Raw genomic sequence first — 15,584 nt, forward strand, 5'->3', positions numbered from 1 at the left:
GTTTTAAATCAAATTACCGTCAGCTAAAAAAAGGCAATATCCTACATATTGTGCTTTAATTAATTCACTAGACACTATATATAGTAAAAATTCACATTTCTTTCACAGGGATGCCCCATACTGATAAAGGATCATGGACGCTATCGCCAGTCCTGTGAGGGATTAAATAAGGAGTATGACAGTGAAAACGGTGGTTATAAAACGAGATGGTTGTCAGGTCAATTTTGATCTCCCACGCATTCAAGAAGCGGTGCGACGTGCAGCCGCTGCGGTGGACGTCAAAGATGATGATTATTGTCTGCAAGTTGCCACGGTTGTCTCTGAGCAGTTGTGCAATCGCGAAAAAGTAGATATCGCTGAGATCCAAGATGCTGTCGAAGACCAGCTCATGTCGGGGCCTTACAAGGATCTGGCTCGAGCCTATATTGAATACCGCCATGACAGAGACAGCGAACGCGAAAAACGCAGCCAACTTACTCACGAGATCCGCGGCCTAATTGAGCAAAGCAACTTATCCTTACTCAATGAAAATGCGAACAAAGACAGTAAGGTGATCCCAACCCAGCGTGATTTACTCGCAGGGATCGTTGCTAAGCATTATGCAAAACAGCATATTTTGCCGCGCGATGTTGTACTTGCTCATGAAAAGGGTGAAATTCACTATCATGACCTCGATTATGCCCCATTCTTCCCGATGTTTAACTGTATGCTTATCGACCTTGATGGCATGTTAACCAACGGCTTTAAGATGGGAAATGCAGAAATCGAACCACCAAAATCCATTTCGACTGCCACTGCCGTTACTGCACAAATTATTGCCCAAGTGGCTAGCCATATTTATGGCGGCACCACGATTAACCGTATTGATGAAATTTTGGCGCCTTACGTGGCTATCAGCCATGAAAAGCACTTAAAAGTGGCCAAAGAATGGGGAATTGCTGACGCTGAAGCTTACGCCCAAAGTCGCACTGAAAAAGAGTGTTACGATGCGTTCCAATCCTTAGAGTATGAAGTGAATACTCTGCATACCGCGAACGGGCAAACCCCCTTCGTCACCTTTGGCTTTGGATTAGGCACCTCCCAAGAAGCGCGACTGATCCAGCAATCGATTCTCAAAAACCGCATCGCGGGACTGGGCAAAAACCGCAAAACAGCCGTTTTCCCAAAACTCGTGTTTGCCATAAAAGATGGGCTGAACCATAAATATGGCGATCCTAACTACGATATCAAACAGTTAGCCTTAGAATGCGCCAGCAAACGTATGTATCCAGATATCCTCAATTACGATCGCGTGGTTGATGTCACTGGCTCCTTTAAAACACCGATGGGCTGCCGCAGTTTCTTGGGTGTTTATGAAGAAGATGGCAAACAAATTCACGATGGACGTAATAACCTCGGCGTGATCAGCCTGAATTTACCGCGTATCGCGCTGGAAGCTCAAGGTAGCGAAGAGGCATTTTGGGCACTTCTCGATGAGCGTTTAGCCATCGCCAGAAAAGCATTAATGACCCGCATTGCGCGCTTAGAAAATGTCAAAGCTCGTGTCGCCCCTATCTTATATATGGAAGGTGCCTGCGGCGTTCGCTTAAAAGCCAATGACAGCGTCGCGGAAATTTTCAAACATGGACGCGCTTCCATTTCATTGGGTTACATTGGGTTGCACGAAACCATCAATGCCCTATTTGGCACGCAAACTCATGTGTATGACAGCGAGCAATTACGCGAAAAAGCGGTCGCTATCGTCAACCGTCTACGCCAAGCCACTGACGAATGGAAAGCCCAAACAGGCTATGGTTTCAGCTTATACAGCACGCCGAGCGAAAATCTGTGCGACCGTTTCTGTCGCTTAGATACAGCTGAATTTGGCGTTATTGATGGCGTAACCGACAAAGGCTACTACACCAATAGCTTCCACTTAGATGTGGAAAAACAGGTTAATCCTTACGATAAAATCGATTTTGAACAGCCGTACCCGGCGCTCGCCAATGGCGGTTTTATCTGTTACGGCGAATACCCGAACTTACAGCACAACCTCAAAGCCCTCGAAGATGTCTGGGACTACAGCTATCAGCATGTTCCTTACTATGGCACCAACACGCCAATCGACGAATGCTATGATTGCGGTTTTTCCGGTGAATTTTCCTGTACTAGCAAAGGCTTTACCTGCCCAGCTTGCGGCAACCACGATACTAACCGTGTTTCCGTGATCCGCCGTGTCTGTGGCTACTTAGGCAGCCCAGATGCACGACCGTTTAATGCGGGTAAGCAAGAGGAAGTGAAGCGCCGTATCAAGCACTTGGGTAATGGACAGCTCGGTTAACAGCGGATAAATGCCATGAATTATCACCAATATTATCCTGTGGATGTGGTTAATGGACCCGGTACCCGCTGCACATTATTTGTCTCGGGCTGCGTTCATCAGTGCCGAGGCTGCTATAACCAAAGCACATGGCGAGTGGATTCCGGTATCCCTTTTACTCAAGAGATGGAAGACCAAATTATCCAAGATTTGCAAGATACGCGTATTCGCCGCCAAGGGCTCTCCCTCTCAGGGGGGGATCCTTTGCATCCTGCCAACTTGCCTGCCATTCTAGCGTTAGTGAAGCGAGTGAAAGCCGTCTGTCCAGATAAGGATATCTGGATGTGGACAGGCTATAAATTGGATGAGTTGGCACTAGAACAGCAAAAAGTGGTGAGTTTGATCAATACATTGATTGATGGAAAGTTTGAACAAGAACGGTATGACCCCGCGCTGCTATGGCGCGGTAGCAGTAACCAAGTTATTCATCGACTGCGTTAAGCTTCACGCGACCTAAGCTTCATGTAACCAATGTAATTTGGTACCAAACCCCAGCGTGTTATCCACCATTTTCACCGTCTGTAATTGGAGCTGCCAAATCGGCAGCTTCGCCTCTAAGGCGACAGGAAATCGCTGGCAATAAAATGCTTTCTGTACATCCGCTTCTTCATCAGCAAATTGGCGAATTTCTCCCACAAATTGAATACCTTGAATTTTGCCCACTTGCTTAGTTTGTGCAGAGATCGTTCCTGCCACACGAGGATTTTCCTGCATTAATTGACCGTGCTGCGAATCGGGGGATGTCATAAAAACCAAACGCATATTTTGGCGGTCAAAGGCGTAGTAGCAACTGGCAGCCCAAATATCATCTTGGTGAGAGGTAAACAGAGAAAAAACGTGTTGGCGAGCAATATAGCGCTGGATATGTTGTAAGGTGTTTTCGGGTGTCATTGCGAATGTCCATGTTAGACCGTTCAGAACACGCCCATAAAAATGGCTGGGCGTGCTTAAGCTGTTCTGAACGTTATCTGTACTTAGTTCGCACTACTATAACTTACTCATTCGAATTGCACCTAACATAAGGTTCTATATCAACAATGCTAGCATTCGAAGCTACTAATACTTCCCCTCTAATCCCTCTCGCTTTTACTCTAAATAATTCGAGTTGCAGCTAGGCGGCAAGCGAACGAGTCGCTAGGAGCATACACTAGTATGTGACTAGTGGGAGTGAACGCAGCCAACAACGCTGCGGCTCGAAGTATGACGAGTAAAATTATTTATAAATCGCTGCGGTACCATTCATCTCATTCTCACCGCTTGCAGAAATCACACGGAAAGATTTTGCGCCAGCTTCATCAGCTTTTTTGGCTAATTGTGCAGTCAGGTCATTTACACTTGCAGCACCACTTACAGACACATAACCAACTGCTGGCTCACTAGCTTGTCTAACTTCTTCAGCCGCCATTGAGCCAAATGATACAGCACCTAAAGCTAAAGCAGCAGCAAATAATGTTGATTTTTTCATGGTAAACTTCCTCATTGTATGTTTGATATTTACAGGGGTTTTTTCGTGTTCCCCTGTGATATGGATCATACTATGCCCTTTATTTTGAGATGAAAATTAGCTAATTTTGCTATAGTTATTCAAATTAATTGAACAATAACCTATATTGAGGTTACAAATTTGTGACAGGTTTATATCATTTTTTATTTATAATTTAGTATGTTATAAACTTTATGATCCGCGAGAAAATTCGCTGGAAGCCAACTAAATTCTCCTTATAAATCAGCACAGAATGCTAAATTCAATAACAAGAAAAACAAAATGACACAGCAAAATTGGTCGCTTTACTTAATTCGGCAGAAAAATAACGCGTTATATTGTGGGATCACCACCGATGTTCAGCGGCGTTTTCAACAGCATGAAGCGGGAACAGGTGCCAAGGCACTAAAAGGTAAAACACCTTTGACCCTCGTTTTTCATTGTACTGCGGGGGATCGTTCTGAAGCGTCTCAATTAGAATATCGAGTTAAGCAATTGAGTAAGCAGGCAAAAGAAAGGCTGGTCACTGACCAGCCTGATGATTTACAGCATTATTTAGCGGCTTACACATTGTCAAAATGCGATGAGTAAGTGACTTCACCTTTATGCTGGTCAATGGCGCCATTTTCGAGTCCGTAGACAAGAAAATGTTTCTGTAGACTTGGCCATTGGCAACGTAATTCATGGTTGGAAGCGGGTTCGAAACCAAAACGCCCGTAGTAACCCTCATCACCGAGAACGACGACAGCCCCATAACCAAATTCATTTAGGCTATCTAACCCTTCATAAACCAATTTTTCCGCGATACCTTGGCCTTGATAGGCTTTTTTAACGGCTAATGGGGCAAGTCCTACCCATTGAACATCTTCACCATTCACATCAACCGGGGTAAACCCGACATAGCCAATAACTTCGCCGTCATCGTTGGTCGCCACCACACCGAGGGTCAGTAACCCATCTTCACGCAGGTGCTGAACAAGATCTGCCTCCCCTTCAGTTGGGAAGGTTTCACGTAATAGCGTGTCGATACCCATGGCATCAACCGGGATTTCTACACGTATCAGCATGAGGTTAACACAGGCGTTTTATGCTCTGCGTCCTCACTGTCTTGCACTGATTTAATCACATCAGCGAGCTGTAATAGACCAAAGCGCAGCGGCGCAGGCATATTTTCAATTTCGAAGGCATCCATCAGGTTTTTAACATACAAACCTAATTCAGTATCCCCTTCAATCACCAAACGGCGTTGGAAAAAGAGCGTATCGGGATCTTCTTTGCGGGCTGCGATCAATACCAGATCATTGGCATTGCCGCTGACACTGACATCCGGTTCAGCCTGCTTTTGTACCACCAGCTGACCGTCTTGTAAGCTGATAAACCAAACAAGCTCTAAATCTCGGATCTCAACTTTCAGCCATTTCCCTTCCAGAAAATCGAGTTCGCCTTCTTTAACAGATTCACGAAACTGCCAACTTAATAGTTGTTCGAGTATTTGACGCTGTACGACAAATGGGGTCACTTTCAATGGAAACTTCAAAAATGAAGGGCCTTGAGTGATCAGTTGAGAACGAATTTTACCAAACACAGTACTAACTCCCGTATCAATTATCTGTCCACCACGCATAACTACTGGTTAAAGCAGCCGCTTGGACAATTTTAATACCTATAATGACTAAGATTATAGATAACATTGATGTGTAGATGTAAAGATAGTCAGAGATATATCGTTATTTATCCGATATAAGGACATATTTTGCCAAAAAATAACGTGATGATACCGATCCTATATCAATCTTTATCCATCTCGCCAATATTTATTTCCAATAATCTCTACACTTTTATAATAGTCACGAAATAACTATCTCGCCTACAACATTCCAAGCTTCTCTGCGCTAAATCAAAACCTCTACCAGACCCCTTGTCTAGAATGATCAATTGCTAAATTTTTATACAGAGAAAAAGCTAATGGAATTACTCTGCCCTGCGGGGAATTTACCTGCCTTAAAAGCTGCTGTTGATAATGGTGCCGATGCGGTGTACATCGGACTCAAAAATGATACTAACGCGCGTCATTTTGCAGGTTTGAATTTTACGGAAAAAAATCTGCATGAAGCAGAGCGTTATATCCACCAGCGTAAACGTAAATTGCATATTGCGATAAATACCTTCGCTCACCCTGATGGTTATCAACGCTGGCAAAACTCTGTTGATTTGGCGGCTGACTTAGGAGCCGATGCTCTGATCCTCGCCGATATAGCGATGTTAGAGTACGCGGCCAATAAATACCCGCATATTGAGCGCCATGTTTCTGTGCAAGCTTCCGCGACCAACACGGAAGCCATTCGTTTCTATCAGCGTAACTTTCAGGTACATCGCGTGGTGCTTCCTCGCGTGTTATCCATTCACCAAGTTAAACAACTCGCCAAAACCAGTCCTGTACCGCTGGAAGTGTTTGCTTTTGGTAGCTTGTGCATTATGGCTGAAGGCCGCTGCTATCTTTCTTCCTACTTAACGGGAGAATCACCGAATACCGTCGGCGCTTGTTCTCCTGCACGTTTTGTTCGCTGGCAACAGACTGAAAATGGCATGGAATCCCGCCTCAATGATGTGCTGATCGACAGCTACCAAAAAAATGAAAATGCCGGTTATCCAACCCTGTGTAAAGGGCGCTATGTGGTGGATGAGCAGAAATACCATGTTCTTGAAGAGCCTACCAGTCTCAATACCATTGAGCTGCTACCTGAGCTAATGAGTGCCAATATCGCTTCAGTAAAAATTGAAGGTCGTCAACGCAGCCCTGCCTATGTCACCCAAGTGACCAAGATTTGGCGTCAGGCAATCAATCGCTATAAATCCAATCCAGACGGTTTTGTGACGGATCCTAGATGGCTCAAAGCCCTTGGCGACCTTTCTGAAGGTAGCCAAACCACCCTTGGTGCGTATCACCGTAAATGGCAATAACTGGCACACATCATTCATCAGCATGGATTAATGGGTAACATAATGAAATATGCATTAGGCTCAGTACTGTATTACTGGCCAACATCAACCTTACAGGATTTTTATCAGCAGGCAGCAGACAGTGACGCGGATATTATTTATCTCGGGGAGACGGTATGTAGCAAGCGCCGTGATATGAAACCCAATGACTGGATTGAGCTTGCTAAGCAGCTAGCGGGAAGCGGTAAACAAATTATTCTCAGCACCCTTGCGCTGTTACAAGCGCCCTCCGAGCTGAAAGAAATCAGTAAGTTAGTCGATAATGGTGAGTTTTTGATTGAAGCGCACGATTTTGGTGTCGTCAACATGCTGGCAGAGCGCAAATTGCCTTTTGTGGCAGGTCATGGGCTTAACTGTTATAACGCCCCCTCACTGAATATTTTGCTACGCCAAGGCATGATGCGCTGGTGTATGCCCGTTGAGCTTTCCCGTGACTGGCTGGTGAATTTGCTCAATCAATGTGAAGAGTTAGGTATTCGCGATAAGTTTGAAGTAGAGGTTTTCAGCTACGGTCACCTACCACTGGCTTATTCTGCCCGCTGTTTTACCGCTCGTTCGGAAAACCGCCAAAAAGATGAGTGTGAAACCTGCTGCATTAATTACCCGCAAGGACGCAAAGTGATGTCACAGGAACAACAGCAAGTGTTCACGCTTAATGGCATCCAAACCCTGAGCGGCTACTGCTATAACTTAGGTAACGATATTTCGTCCATGCAGGATTTGGTGGATATTGTGCGGGTTTCCCCTGAAAGCCTTGAGTCCCTCGATGTGATTAGGCAGTTTAAAGCCAACCAATACGGGCAGTCCCCACTTCTCATTCCCGACCAAAGCTGTAATGGCTATTGGCGTAATATTGCCGGATTAACCCTAGAGGCGTGATGGGCTTTTGTCTATTTTGACTTGATGAGCTGTGATTAGTCTTATTCTTTAAGTTAAATTTAAGTTCACCATTGAAAATTTAAGTTAAGTATAAAATAATCAGTCCTCCATTATGGATGAGGACTGATTATGGCAATAGGATATTTTTTGCGGGTGGGTGATAAAACAACCTGCGGAGGACAAATATTAACGGGAGACAATACCATGCAATGGTATGGTGTTGCCGGTGCTCGTGAAGGCGATATGGTCAGTTGCGGCAAGCATTCTGGACGATTTTATATTATTGGCGGCTGCCAAAGTGTTTGGGATGAAGGGCGGAAAGTCGCGGGAACACTTGAAAGCATCAGTTCATGCCCCTGCCGAGCTCGTTTTATTAATTCAATTCAAGACTGTTATAGTGATGAATATAGCGATAAAAGTAGCGCTATCCCCCCGGTATCACCATCAATTTCCCCTTCCATTGTTACCAAAAAAATCTGCATTAGTTGCTTAATGAAAGCGGCTGAATCCGGCCAAATGCTTGTCGTTCGGGAAGGATGATGATTAATGAATAATTCGCATCCTATTTTTAATTATTCCAAACGTTATCCTACTGCAAAGCATTATTGTTTAATTTGCGGCTTACAGTATGAACGTTATTTTGATAAAGAAATTCAACACCATTATGGTGCCGCAAGCCCGCTTTTCAAGCAATCTTCCGAGGCTGAAATCGCGTGGGCTGGCCCGTGGTTGATTGATGTGACTCATCGGCATGACTTGCTGGCAGATTTAATACAATTAGAGTCTAAATCTCCTGCATTATCTTGGCTAGTCAGTGACGTATCGCTGGATAAGTTAGCGTCTCACTTCTCTGACCTTCTTAATGTGAGTTTACCTGATAACAAAACGGCCTTATTCCGGTTTTATGATCCCCGCGTGACGCACAATATGCCCCAAGTACTCACTCTTGAGCAATTTAATGAGATAACGATGCCTCTTATTGCATGGTATTACCGCTTTGAAGGGCAATTTTATGCATTACAAGGAGGGCGATTAAATGCAGTTTAGCGAAGAACAATTAACCAAAATTCAAAATATCGAACAAAGTGATTATGTCGCCCAAGTTATTGCTGACTTTTATCAACATCACCCTGATAAATTACAAGTAATTGAAACATTAAATAGTCGTCTGCAATCTGTTCTTCGGTATTTGTTATCCCTAGGGTTTACCAAAGAACCTTTAATTCGTTCTTTTTTGTTCTATGAAGCGTGCTCCCCTTACTTTTATTTGAAGCCTGAAATTAGAGATATGCTTGAGGAAAACGGTCGAAATCCAGAGCAGCAATACCAAGATTTTTTACGGATAGCCATGAAATTGATTGAATGGAGAACTTAATATGCCAGTTCCTTTAATTATTGCAGGGGCGGGATTAATGACGCTGGGTGGACTCGCCGCAGTAACCCATGAAGCCTCAAAAATCGGCTTCCCCTCTTCATCAGGTAGTGGCGATGATGAGTGGGGAAATACTAGTTATGAAGATAAAATTCGGGAATATGAAAGCATTGCGATCGGTGGCGAATTTGATGACGAAGGAAAGAAACGAGGCAATAATCAAGGTGCTGCGGTAGGTGCTACAGCCGGGGCATCTGTTGGTGTTGCTGCCATTGAAGCCAGTAAAGGCTGTCAGGACTGCCCTGCGATCCCTTATATTGTTCCTCATCAAAATGATATTACCAATACACGCACTCCCAATGCTTATGCGTATCAGGCAAGAATTTGTAATACACAAATCAGAACTGTCGATACCCCCGCAGGGCAAATGCGATACATTGATGAATGGAAATGCACAATTCCCGTGCCAACCAGAACCCGAAACCTGTTAGTAGAGTTTGATGGCTGGAAACCTGATGAATGCAACTTTATTGAAACGAAAGATAATTATGACTTTCTTTTTGATAGTAAAGGAAAATTAAAACCATTCGCAAAAGATGGAGGCGGCATTTTCAAGCAAGCAAATGATCAGAATTGGCTATGTGAATCTGCTTTTAAGCAAAAGTCATATATAGACTGGCATTTTTCCCAAAGAAACATGTATGAATTTAGTAAAGGACTACTAAATTCATTATCGCAAGTACGTACACATTATTCACCTTAGGAAAAATTATGGATATTTCAATAAAGATAGATATTGAATTAAATGACCAATTATCATTAAAAATGCTAATGAGCATATTCAGTGAAATGATTGCATTTACTGATTTAATAACTAATAGCAAAGAGCTAGTTTGGTATTTCTGTGGTGACAGTCTTGAGGAAGCCTTAAATAAACCTGCATTTGAAAATAATTCTCCAACTTTATTTTTCAAAGAAAAACAAGATATTGATATTATTGAAGGTATATGGAGTGGTGATAGCAAAGCCCTTGTTATAAAAGGAAATAGTGTGAATTTAAAATATAATCTGGATTTTGATTTACGTGAAATTCAAAGTATAGCTATAGATAAAATAAAGGATATTTTATGTTCATACCTTAAGAAATTTGACATATTCTGCATTCGAGTAGATATAAATGACTATGAATATAAAAGCAGAAATGTTTTCCCGGACAGACTTCCCGTTGGCTGGATGCTTTATTTAAATAAAAAAATAACGCCAGAACAGATTCCCATGGCAGCCCAGCTTATCCATATCGATAATGAAAAAAATCACGGAACATTAATTATCAGTACCGAACATGTTTTTGATGGTACAAATAAAGAGGATATTAAAAAAGCCAATGAAATCGAAATTCAGCTTGCTGGGTTGGGGTTATTACCGTTAATTCGGGAAATATATAGTTAAGTTTTTAAGCGGTATTGAAAGTGTACAATGGCGTTCTAATAATTTACTTACTATCCCGACCAAAGCTGTAAGGCTATTGGCGTAATATTACCGGATTGACTCTAGACGGTCGTACTTAATAAGGCAAATACACAGAATTATTTACAGGGTCAAGCTGGTGAGTGAAACGTGAAATACTATCACCAGCTTATACCACCAGAACTATTTACAGATTCTTCGAGTTACCAATCGCTAGGATTTAATCATCTTCAAATCGGCTTTTCGTTGCTTCTTTTGTACTTCATAGAAGTTCTCGTGAGAACCTACATGAAGGAGATACAACTCAAGCTTATTTGAAACCCATGAATAACCTAATAAAACTGTTAGTTCATTTAGCCTGAATTTATGAACTCTCATGTGAGCCAAGTCACCTTTCTTTAGCTCACCGATTAATGGATTATCAATAATCCGATCAATTTCGTCCTCAATAATTTTCACATCACTTTCTGGCAATTTTTTCATTGCCTTTTCAAACCTTGCCGACTGATAAACATCAATTTCGTTTTGTGGTTCGGACATATCGAGACACCTTATTGTGTTCGACCTCTGCCTGCGCTAATAAAAGTTCCTCGATAAAGCTATATGGCAGATCCGGGTTATCTTCGGCTATACGCCCAATTTTAGCCCAGTGCTCAATTTGTTTAGGAACAGATCTGCTTTTTGCTTCCGCATGAACCTTAGCGTCAGACACGAAGTCGTCGTCTAATCTAACGGAAATAGCCATTTTAATTCTCCCCCGCCAATTGGCGCATTTAGTAGCTAGTCTTTATCACTGGCCAAGATATTGCGACATTTAATCGCACATAGCAACAATACACTACATTATATCCATTGTAAATACTTTTACTGTCACACCCATATCTGCAAACACGCCGCGAAACCTTGTCCGATTCTTCATCAATAACCTGTCTATACTCAGAATATCCCCCAAACAGATACGGAGTTATCTCCTTTGAATTCAGTTGACGTGCTGTAGATTAGATAAGCAACTAAACTCACAAACTAATAAGGAAATACCCGTGATAAAACGTACCCTGCTCGTCATGACACTTTTTTTAGCGGGATGCTCAACATCCCTTGAGTACACCAAAGCGGATCTCGAAAAAAACCAAGAGGTGGGTTACTCCGATTCTGGGTACTATCGCGTGGTATTTAAAGGGAAAAAAATTCTTTCAGTCCCTGAAAATGCCCATATTGTGGCAGGCACTGAAGATAATGTGGTTGGAAAATTGACCCAAGATGGCAAAACGGGTGAGTTTGTGATTGCAGGGCTTGCCGCCAAAAGCAATGGCAACATTAGTTCCCAAGTGGGTGGCCACGATTATAATTTGAGTTTCCTATTAACCGATGAAAATGATTTACCTCTTTCATCAGTCAATTACATCATTATCAATGACTGTAATGGGGAAGCCTATTCGGGCAAAACCAATGCTAACGGACGCACATTTTCGGTTTCAACTGCTGAAGAATGTAATTTAAGTCTTAGCGTTGTAGAGTGATTCTCAAAAAGTAAGCGGTCTAAAATCAACCGCTTACTTTTTATTTATGCAGATGTTTACGCCACCGATGAATGACATGACTAAGGTGGCGCAGTTCGCCATCTCGTAACATGCCAATAAACACACCAATAAACGAGTAAATCACCCCAAGCACCAGCATCATCACAATATCCATCAAGATATCTCTAAATGGCAGTCCCATTTGGTTGATCCCCGCCATCGCGTTAGTCGCCCATGTGGATGGCAACGCAGAGGCTATCATCCGTACCCAGTCCGGCATGGCCTGCAGTGGCCAAATCGTACCGGACATATAGAACACCGGCGTGGTGATAAACGCCAATGTCAGGTAGATCATTTCCACACTACGCAAACATTCCGTGACCAGCTTCCCTAACCCAATAACGGCGAGTAAGAATGGGAAGGTCAGCATCCAAATCTGGTACAACGGCGCTTCTTGCCGATAACCCAAAATCCATGGCCATAAGGCAAAAAACACGGTCGAAAGAAATAACCAGATAGGCACCAGCGCCGACAACGCTCCAAGGTAAACCGCTAATGGGGGTTTACCTTTTGGTGTGGAGCGAATGGCAATACTGACCCGCACACACGCAATTAATAAGGAGTGCTGCAATAACATCACCAGCAAGCCAGGGAAGATAATCGCCGCAAAGCTAATACCGGGGTTATACAGCGGCTCAGTCTCACTGCGAACAGGGGCAATAATCACTTTTGCTTGTTCAGGACTGAAACCCGCTTTTTCCAGTAACTGGGTGTTATAGGCGCTCAATAGCGTTTGATACGCTTTCGATAGCTCTTGCTGGATTTGCCCGCTGGCTAAGCGGTTTGTGGCATCCCCATAAACCGGTACCGTGATATTTTTGCCACTAAGCAGATGCTTTTCAAAATCTGTTGGAATGATCACGATAGCGAATAGCTGCCTCGCAATCATATCCTGCCGCGCTTGGGCTAAATTATCGTAACTGTGTAGCTGAACTTTGGGTGTGGCGTCTAAATCGCGGATCAGCTCACGACTTGCGCCTGAGTGATCCATATCGATAACCGCCACAGGCAGATCCCACAATACCGGGCGCGCATAGACCAAACTCATAATACAGAGAGAAACGAGCAGCAGCAGCCACATCGGTTTCTCCAGCATGCCCAGCAGTACCTTTTTAAACGTCGCAAAATAGACCGTCATCATACGATACTTCCTTGGGTTTCTAGCCGTTTCACTAAGCGCTTACGGATCAAAAATGCCGTCAGTAACGGATAAATCAGCAAGAATAGGCACACTTGCACAATGCGCTCAAACGAGATTTCCCGTAAGAAAATATCAAACATGGCATTTAAGGTGTGAGTAAGCGGCTCCGCGTTCGAAATAATCCGTGCGGGCAAAATCATCGAGAGCTCCGGTACCGCCATGCCTGAAAACGCCAAGGCAATACTCACCAGCATCCCGATTAAGCTGTACGCCATTATCGCGCTGGACGTGAAGCTAAAGAGTAATAACCCGATACTTTGCGCCGCTATCACATAGAAGAAGCCCACCAGCATCATATACAGCGGGTTCCCCACCACTTTTGCATCGAAGATAGTGACCAGGGCCGCCAGCTCAACAATCAGTAACGTCGTGAAAAATAACGTATATGGCGCCATTTTGCCTAACAGTGCCATTGAAAATGGCTTCACGCTTTGAAGAATGGTGCCGCGAGACATGGTGTAAATAGTGGCAGTGACCACAAACAGTTGCAGCATATGGATGGTCGCCGCAAATTGTTGGTAATAAATATAGCTGCCACTTGGGTTAAAGAGGCTATCGTAAGAGAGCGTGACTTGCGCCAATGCCGGTAGCGATTGCCCCATCGATTTTGCCATTTCTTGACGGTATTTGGCGTTAAGTTCCGCAACCAAGCCGCTAAAATCTTGAATAGCATAACTGCCAGATGCGTAAAATAGCGCATTGTAGTACATGCGCAATTCAGGCTGGCGTCCTCGTAATATATCCTCCTCAAAATTTTGGGGGATATAGAGCAAGGCATAATCTTTGGCGCTGCCCAGCTGTTTGATGGATGTCACTAAGTTGCCATCAATCGCTTTCACTTCCGCATGAGGACCCGCATCAAGATCACGAATAATTTGCCTTGAAATGGGGCTGTTGTTGTTATCTACCACCGAAACTGGCACATCCATCAGCGTTCCTTCTGAGAAGTTAGCACTGACTAACGTAAACAGCATCAAAGGGAATAGCCAACTCAGCCAGTGAAAGACTGGGCTACGGATCGCCATTTGGGTTTCGCGGCTAAAAGCATGTTCAAAACCATGCCAAGCGAATTTGAGTTTCATGCCGTCACCTGTTATTTATCCCAGTGCCACAAGACGCTCATCCCCGGTCGTAATCCTTCAATCGGTTGTTGTGGATACAAGCGAACTTCAAAGGTTTTCAGGTCGAAATCCCCTGTCGCACGGGTGGCTCGTTTAGTCGCGTAATCCCCTTTCGGTGCAATATAGCGAACTTCGGCTTCCACGGTTTTATCCCCTAAGGCTGGAACCGTCAGCTCAATTTTGTCCCCTTTTTTCACCCCCACTAAAATATCTTCACGTAGGTTATAAACAAAATAGGCTTGAGGAAGACTGATCAATGAGATTAGAGGGCTACCTGCATTGAATAATTCACCAATTTCTGCAGGGATTGGACCGACTTCACCATCCACAGGGGCTTTAACTTGCAAGTCATCCAGTTGAACTTGGAGTTCAGCCAGTTTTTGCTCTGCTTGCTTCACTGCGGCTTCATATTGTTGACGCTGCTCGATACGATCGCCGTTTTTCCCTTCTTCCAAACGTGCCTTAGCACTTTGGACTTGTTGGAATGCAACATCTTTTGCTTTACGGGCGGTATCTAACTCATTCGCGGAGACATACCCTTTGCCTGAAAGATTATTTAAACGGGTAAATTCACGAGAAGCATTTTGGTATTGAGAATTTGCTTGAGCTACCGCAGCTTGCAGGTCACGCAGCGTCTCTTCACGAGTCCCATTTAAGGATTGGTCGAGTTGGGCTTGAGCTTGATCCTTAGCCGCTTTTAATGCCGCATATTGGGCTTGTAACTCTGGGCTTTCTAAGGTGATCAGTAACTGCCCTTTTTTCACATCATCCCCGCGTTCTACATGGCGTTCAATGACTCTGCCTTTGGCTTTTGAAGTCACGATGACTTCCGGTGCGTCCACTTCCCCTTGCAATAATAAAAATTGATTATGGGAATGAAAAAGCGCCGCAGCAGCAATTAAGATCAGCATAAGCAAGATCAGTATGATGGTTCTTTTTTTCATTATGTATGTGGGCCTTGAATAATAACGGAGGAAACTACTTTTTCATTATGACAACAAATTAACACTAACGTTAAGAAATTTGTGCGCAAAATCACGCTTTAGCGGTCTTTTTTAGTCTGAGGGGCTTTGGCGCTTATGTCAAATAATGATGTTTTGCTAATTATTAAATGACGATTAC

The 15,584-nt window shown here is 43.6% G+C and carries 20 protein-coding genes; 11 read left to right on the top strand and 9 right to left on the bottom strand.

Features of this window, described 5'->3' with window-relative positions:
* Positions 1 to 181 precede the first annotated feature (181 nt).
* Together nrdD and nrdG are read left to right on the top strand one after the other, a co-directional pair.
* Entirely contained in the window at positions 182 to 2,320 is a 2,139-nt protein-coding gene (gene nrdD, locus H0913_RS16910) for an anaerobic ribonucleoside-triphosphate reductase (RefSeq protein ID WP_181477666.1), read from the top strand.
* 15 nt (positions 2,321 to 2,335) lie between these two features.
* Positions 2,336 to 2,800 (top strand): anaerobic ribonucleoside-triphosphate reductase-activating protein, encoded by a 465-nt coding sequence (gene nrdG / locus H0913_RS16915; RefSeq protein ID WP_181477667.1) that lies wholly within the window; start codon positions 2,336 to 2,338, stop codon positions 2,798 to 2,800.
* 12 nt (positions 2,801 to 2,812) lie between these two features.
* Here the strand turns inward: nrdG and H0913_RS16920 are convergent, their stop codons facing one another.
* Both H0913_RS16920 and bhsA read right to left on the bottom strand, forming a co-directional pair.
* Positions 2,813 to 3,250: a YhbP family protein gene (locus H0913_RS16920; RefSeq protein ID WP_154638009.1), complete on the bottom strand. Its 438-nt coding sequence runs from the start codon at positions 3,248 to 3,250 to the stop codon at positions 2,813 to 2,815.
* 322 nt (positions 3,251 to 3,572) lie between these two features.
* A complete protein-coding gene (gene bhsA, locus H0913_RS16925; protein WP_154603012.1) occupies positions 3,573 to 3,824 on the bottom strand; it encodes a multiple stress resistance protein BhsA in 252 nt (83 codons plus the stop codon).
* 300 nt (positions 3,825 to 4,124) lie between these two features.
* Between bhsA and H0913_RS16930 the strand changes: the two genes are divergently transcribed.
* Positions 4,125 to 4,433 carry a GIY-YIG nuclease family protein gene (locus H0913_RS16930; RefSeq protein ID WP_154603013.1) on the top strand — a complete coding sequence of 103 codons (309 nt, stop codon included), beginning with the start codon at positions 4,125 to 4,127 and terminating at the stop codon, positions 4,431 to 4,433.
* Here H0913_RS16930 and H0913_RS16935 read toward each other — a convergent pair.
* Together H0913_RS16935 and ubiT are read right to left on the bottom strand one after the other, a co-directional pair.
* Positions 4,406 to 4,909 (bottom strand): GNAT family N-acetyltransferase, encoded by a 504-nt coding sequence (locus tag H0913_RS16935; protein WP_036949091.1) that lies wholly within the window; start codon positions 4,907 to 4,909, stop codon positions 4,406 to 4,408. The two genes, H0913_RS16930 and H0913_RS16935, sit on opposite strands and share 28 nt — an antisense overlap.
* Positions 4,903 to 5,427: a ubiquinone anaerobic biosynthesis accessory factor UbiT gene (gene ubiT, locus H0913_RS16940; protein ID WP_181477668.1), complete on the bottom strand. Its 525-nt coding sequence runs from the start codon at positions 5,425 to 5,427 to the stop codon at positions 4,903 to 4,905. The genes H0913_RS16935 and ubiT overlap by 7 nt, the downstream gene beginning before the upstream one ends.
* Before the next feature lie 380 nt (positions 5,428 to 5,807).
* Here ubiT and ubiU point away from each other — a divergent pair, with 380 nt between their 5' ends.
* From ubiU to H0913_RS16975, 7 genes are all read left to right on the top strand, one after another.
* A complete protein-coding gene (ubiU, locus tag H0913_RS16945; RefSeq protein ID WP_154628813.1) occupies positions 5,808 to 6,803 on the top strand; it encodes a ubiquinone anaerobic biosynthesis protein UbiU in 996 nt (331 codons plus the stop codon).
* Between the two features lie 42 nt (positions 6,804 to 6,845).
* Positions 6,846 to 7,721, top strand: coding sequence for a U32 family peptidase (locus H0913_RS16950; protein WP_154638007.1), 876 nt, complete (start codon positions 6,846 to 6,848; stop codon positions 7,719 to 7,721).
* Positions 7,722 to 7,850: 129 nt separating this feature from the next.
* Positions 7,851 to 8,261 (top strand): PAAR domain-containing protein, encoded by a 411-nt coding sequence (locus tag H0913_RS16955; RefSeq protein WP_154638006.1) that lies wholly within the window; start codon positions 7,851 to 7,853, stop codon positions 8,259 to 8,261.
* A 6-nt stretch (positions 8,262 to 8,267) separates the two neighbouring features.
* A complete protein-coding gene (locus tag H0913_RS16960; protein ID WP_154638005.1) occupies positions 8,268 to 8,768 on the top strand; it encodes a DUF4123 domain-containing protein in 501 nt (166 codons plus the stop codon).
* A complete protein-coding gene (locus H0913_RS16965) occupies positions 8,758 to 9,096 on the top strand; it encodes a hypothetical protein (protein WP_154638004.1) in 339 nt (112 codons plus the stop codon). Before H0913_RS16960 ends, H0913_RS16965 begins: the two co-directional genes overlap by 11 nt.
* Position 9,097: 1 nt before the next feature.
* Entirely contained in the window at positions 9,098 to 9,856 is a 759-nt protein-coding gene (locus H0913_RS16970; protein ID WP_154638003.1) for a Tox-REase-5 domain-containing protein, read from the top strand.
* Between the two features lie 8 nt (positions 9,857 to 9,864).
* Positions 9,865 to 10,542 carry an Imm52 family immunity protein gene (locus H0913_RS16975; RefSeq protein ID WP_154638001.1) on the top strand — a complete coding sequence of 226 codons (678 nt, stop codon included), beginning with the start codon at positions 9,865 to 9,867 and terminating at the stop codon, positions 10,540 to 10,542.
* A 231-nt stretch (positions 10,543 to 10,773) separates the two neighbouring features.
* On the opposite strand, the gene H0913_RS16980 is transcribed toward H0913_RS16975, so the two are convergent.
* Together H0913_RS16980 and H0913_RS16985 are read right to left on the bottom strand one after the other, a co-directional pair.
* Positions 10,774 to 11,100 (bottom strand): type II toxin-antitoxin system RelE/ParE family toxin, encoded by a 327-nt coding sequence (locus H0913_RS16980; RefSeq protein WP_154638000.1) that lies wholly within the window; start codon positions 11,098 to 11,100, stop codon positions 10,774 to 10,776.
* Positions 11,075 to 11,305, bottom strand: a complete 231-nt coding sequence (locus tag H0913_RS16985) for a ParD-like family protein (RefSeq protein ID WP_154637999.1) — start codon at positions 11,303 to 11,305, stop codon at positions 11,075 to 11,077. Before H0913_RS16985 ends, H0913_RS16980 begins: the two co-directional genes overlap by 26 nt.
* A gap of 295 nt (positions 11,306 to 11,600) precedes the next feature.
* Between H0913_RS16985 and H0913_RS16990 the strand changes: the two genes are divergently transcribed.
* Positions 11,601 to 12,080 (top strand): hypothetical protein, encoded by a 480-nt coding sequence (locus H0913_RS16990; protein WP_232368803.1) that lies wholly within the window; start codon positions 11,601 to 11,603, stop codon positions 12,078 to 12,080.
* 40 nt (positions 12,081 to 12,120) lie between these two features.
* Here H0913_RS16990 and H0913_RS16995 read toward each other — a convergent pair whose 3' ends face one another.
* From H0913_RS16995 to H0913_RS17005, 3 genes are read right to left on the bottom strand one after another with little or no spacing between them, the layout of a single operon-like run.
* The gene (locus H0913_RS16995; protein ID WP_154603113.1) at positions 12,121 to 13,278 is read right to left on the bottom strand and encodes an ABC transporter permease; all 1,158 of its coding nucleotides are present in this window, start codon (positions 13,276 to 13,278) and stop codon (positions 12,121 to 12,123) included.
* Positions 13,278 to 14,423, bottom strand: coding sequence for an ABC transporter permease (locus tag H0913_RS17000; RefSeq protein ID WP_154603018.1), 1,146 nt, complete (start codon positions 14,421 to 14,423; stop codon positions 13,278 to 13,280). The genes H0913_RS16995 and H0913_RS17000 overlap by 1 nt, the downstream gene beginning before the upstream one ends.
* Positions 14,424 to 14,434: 11 nt before the next feature.
* Positions 14,435 to 15,406, bottom strand: coding sequence for an HlyD family secretion protein (locus H0913_RS17005; RefSeq protein WP_154603019.1), 972 nt, complete (start codon positions 15,404 to 15,406; stop codon positions 14,435 to 14,437).
* Between the last annotated feature and the right edge of the window lie 178 nt (positions 15,407 to 15,584).

The sequence above is a fragment of the Providencia rettgeri genome, from assembly GCF_013702265.1.
GTDB lineage: Bacteria > Pseudomonadota > Gammaproteobacteria > Enterobacterales > Enterobacteriaceae > Providencia > Providencia zhijiangensis.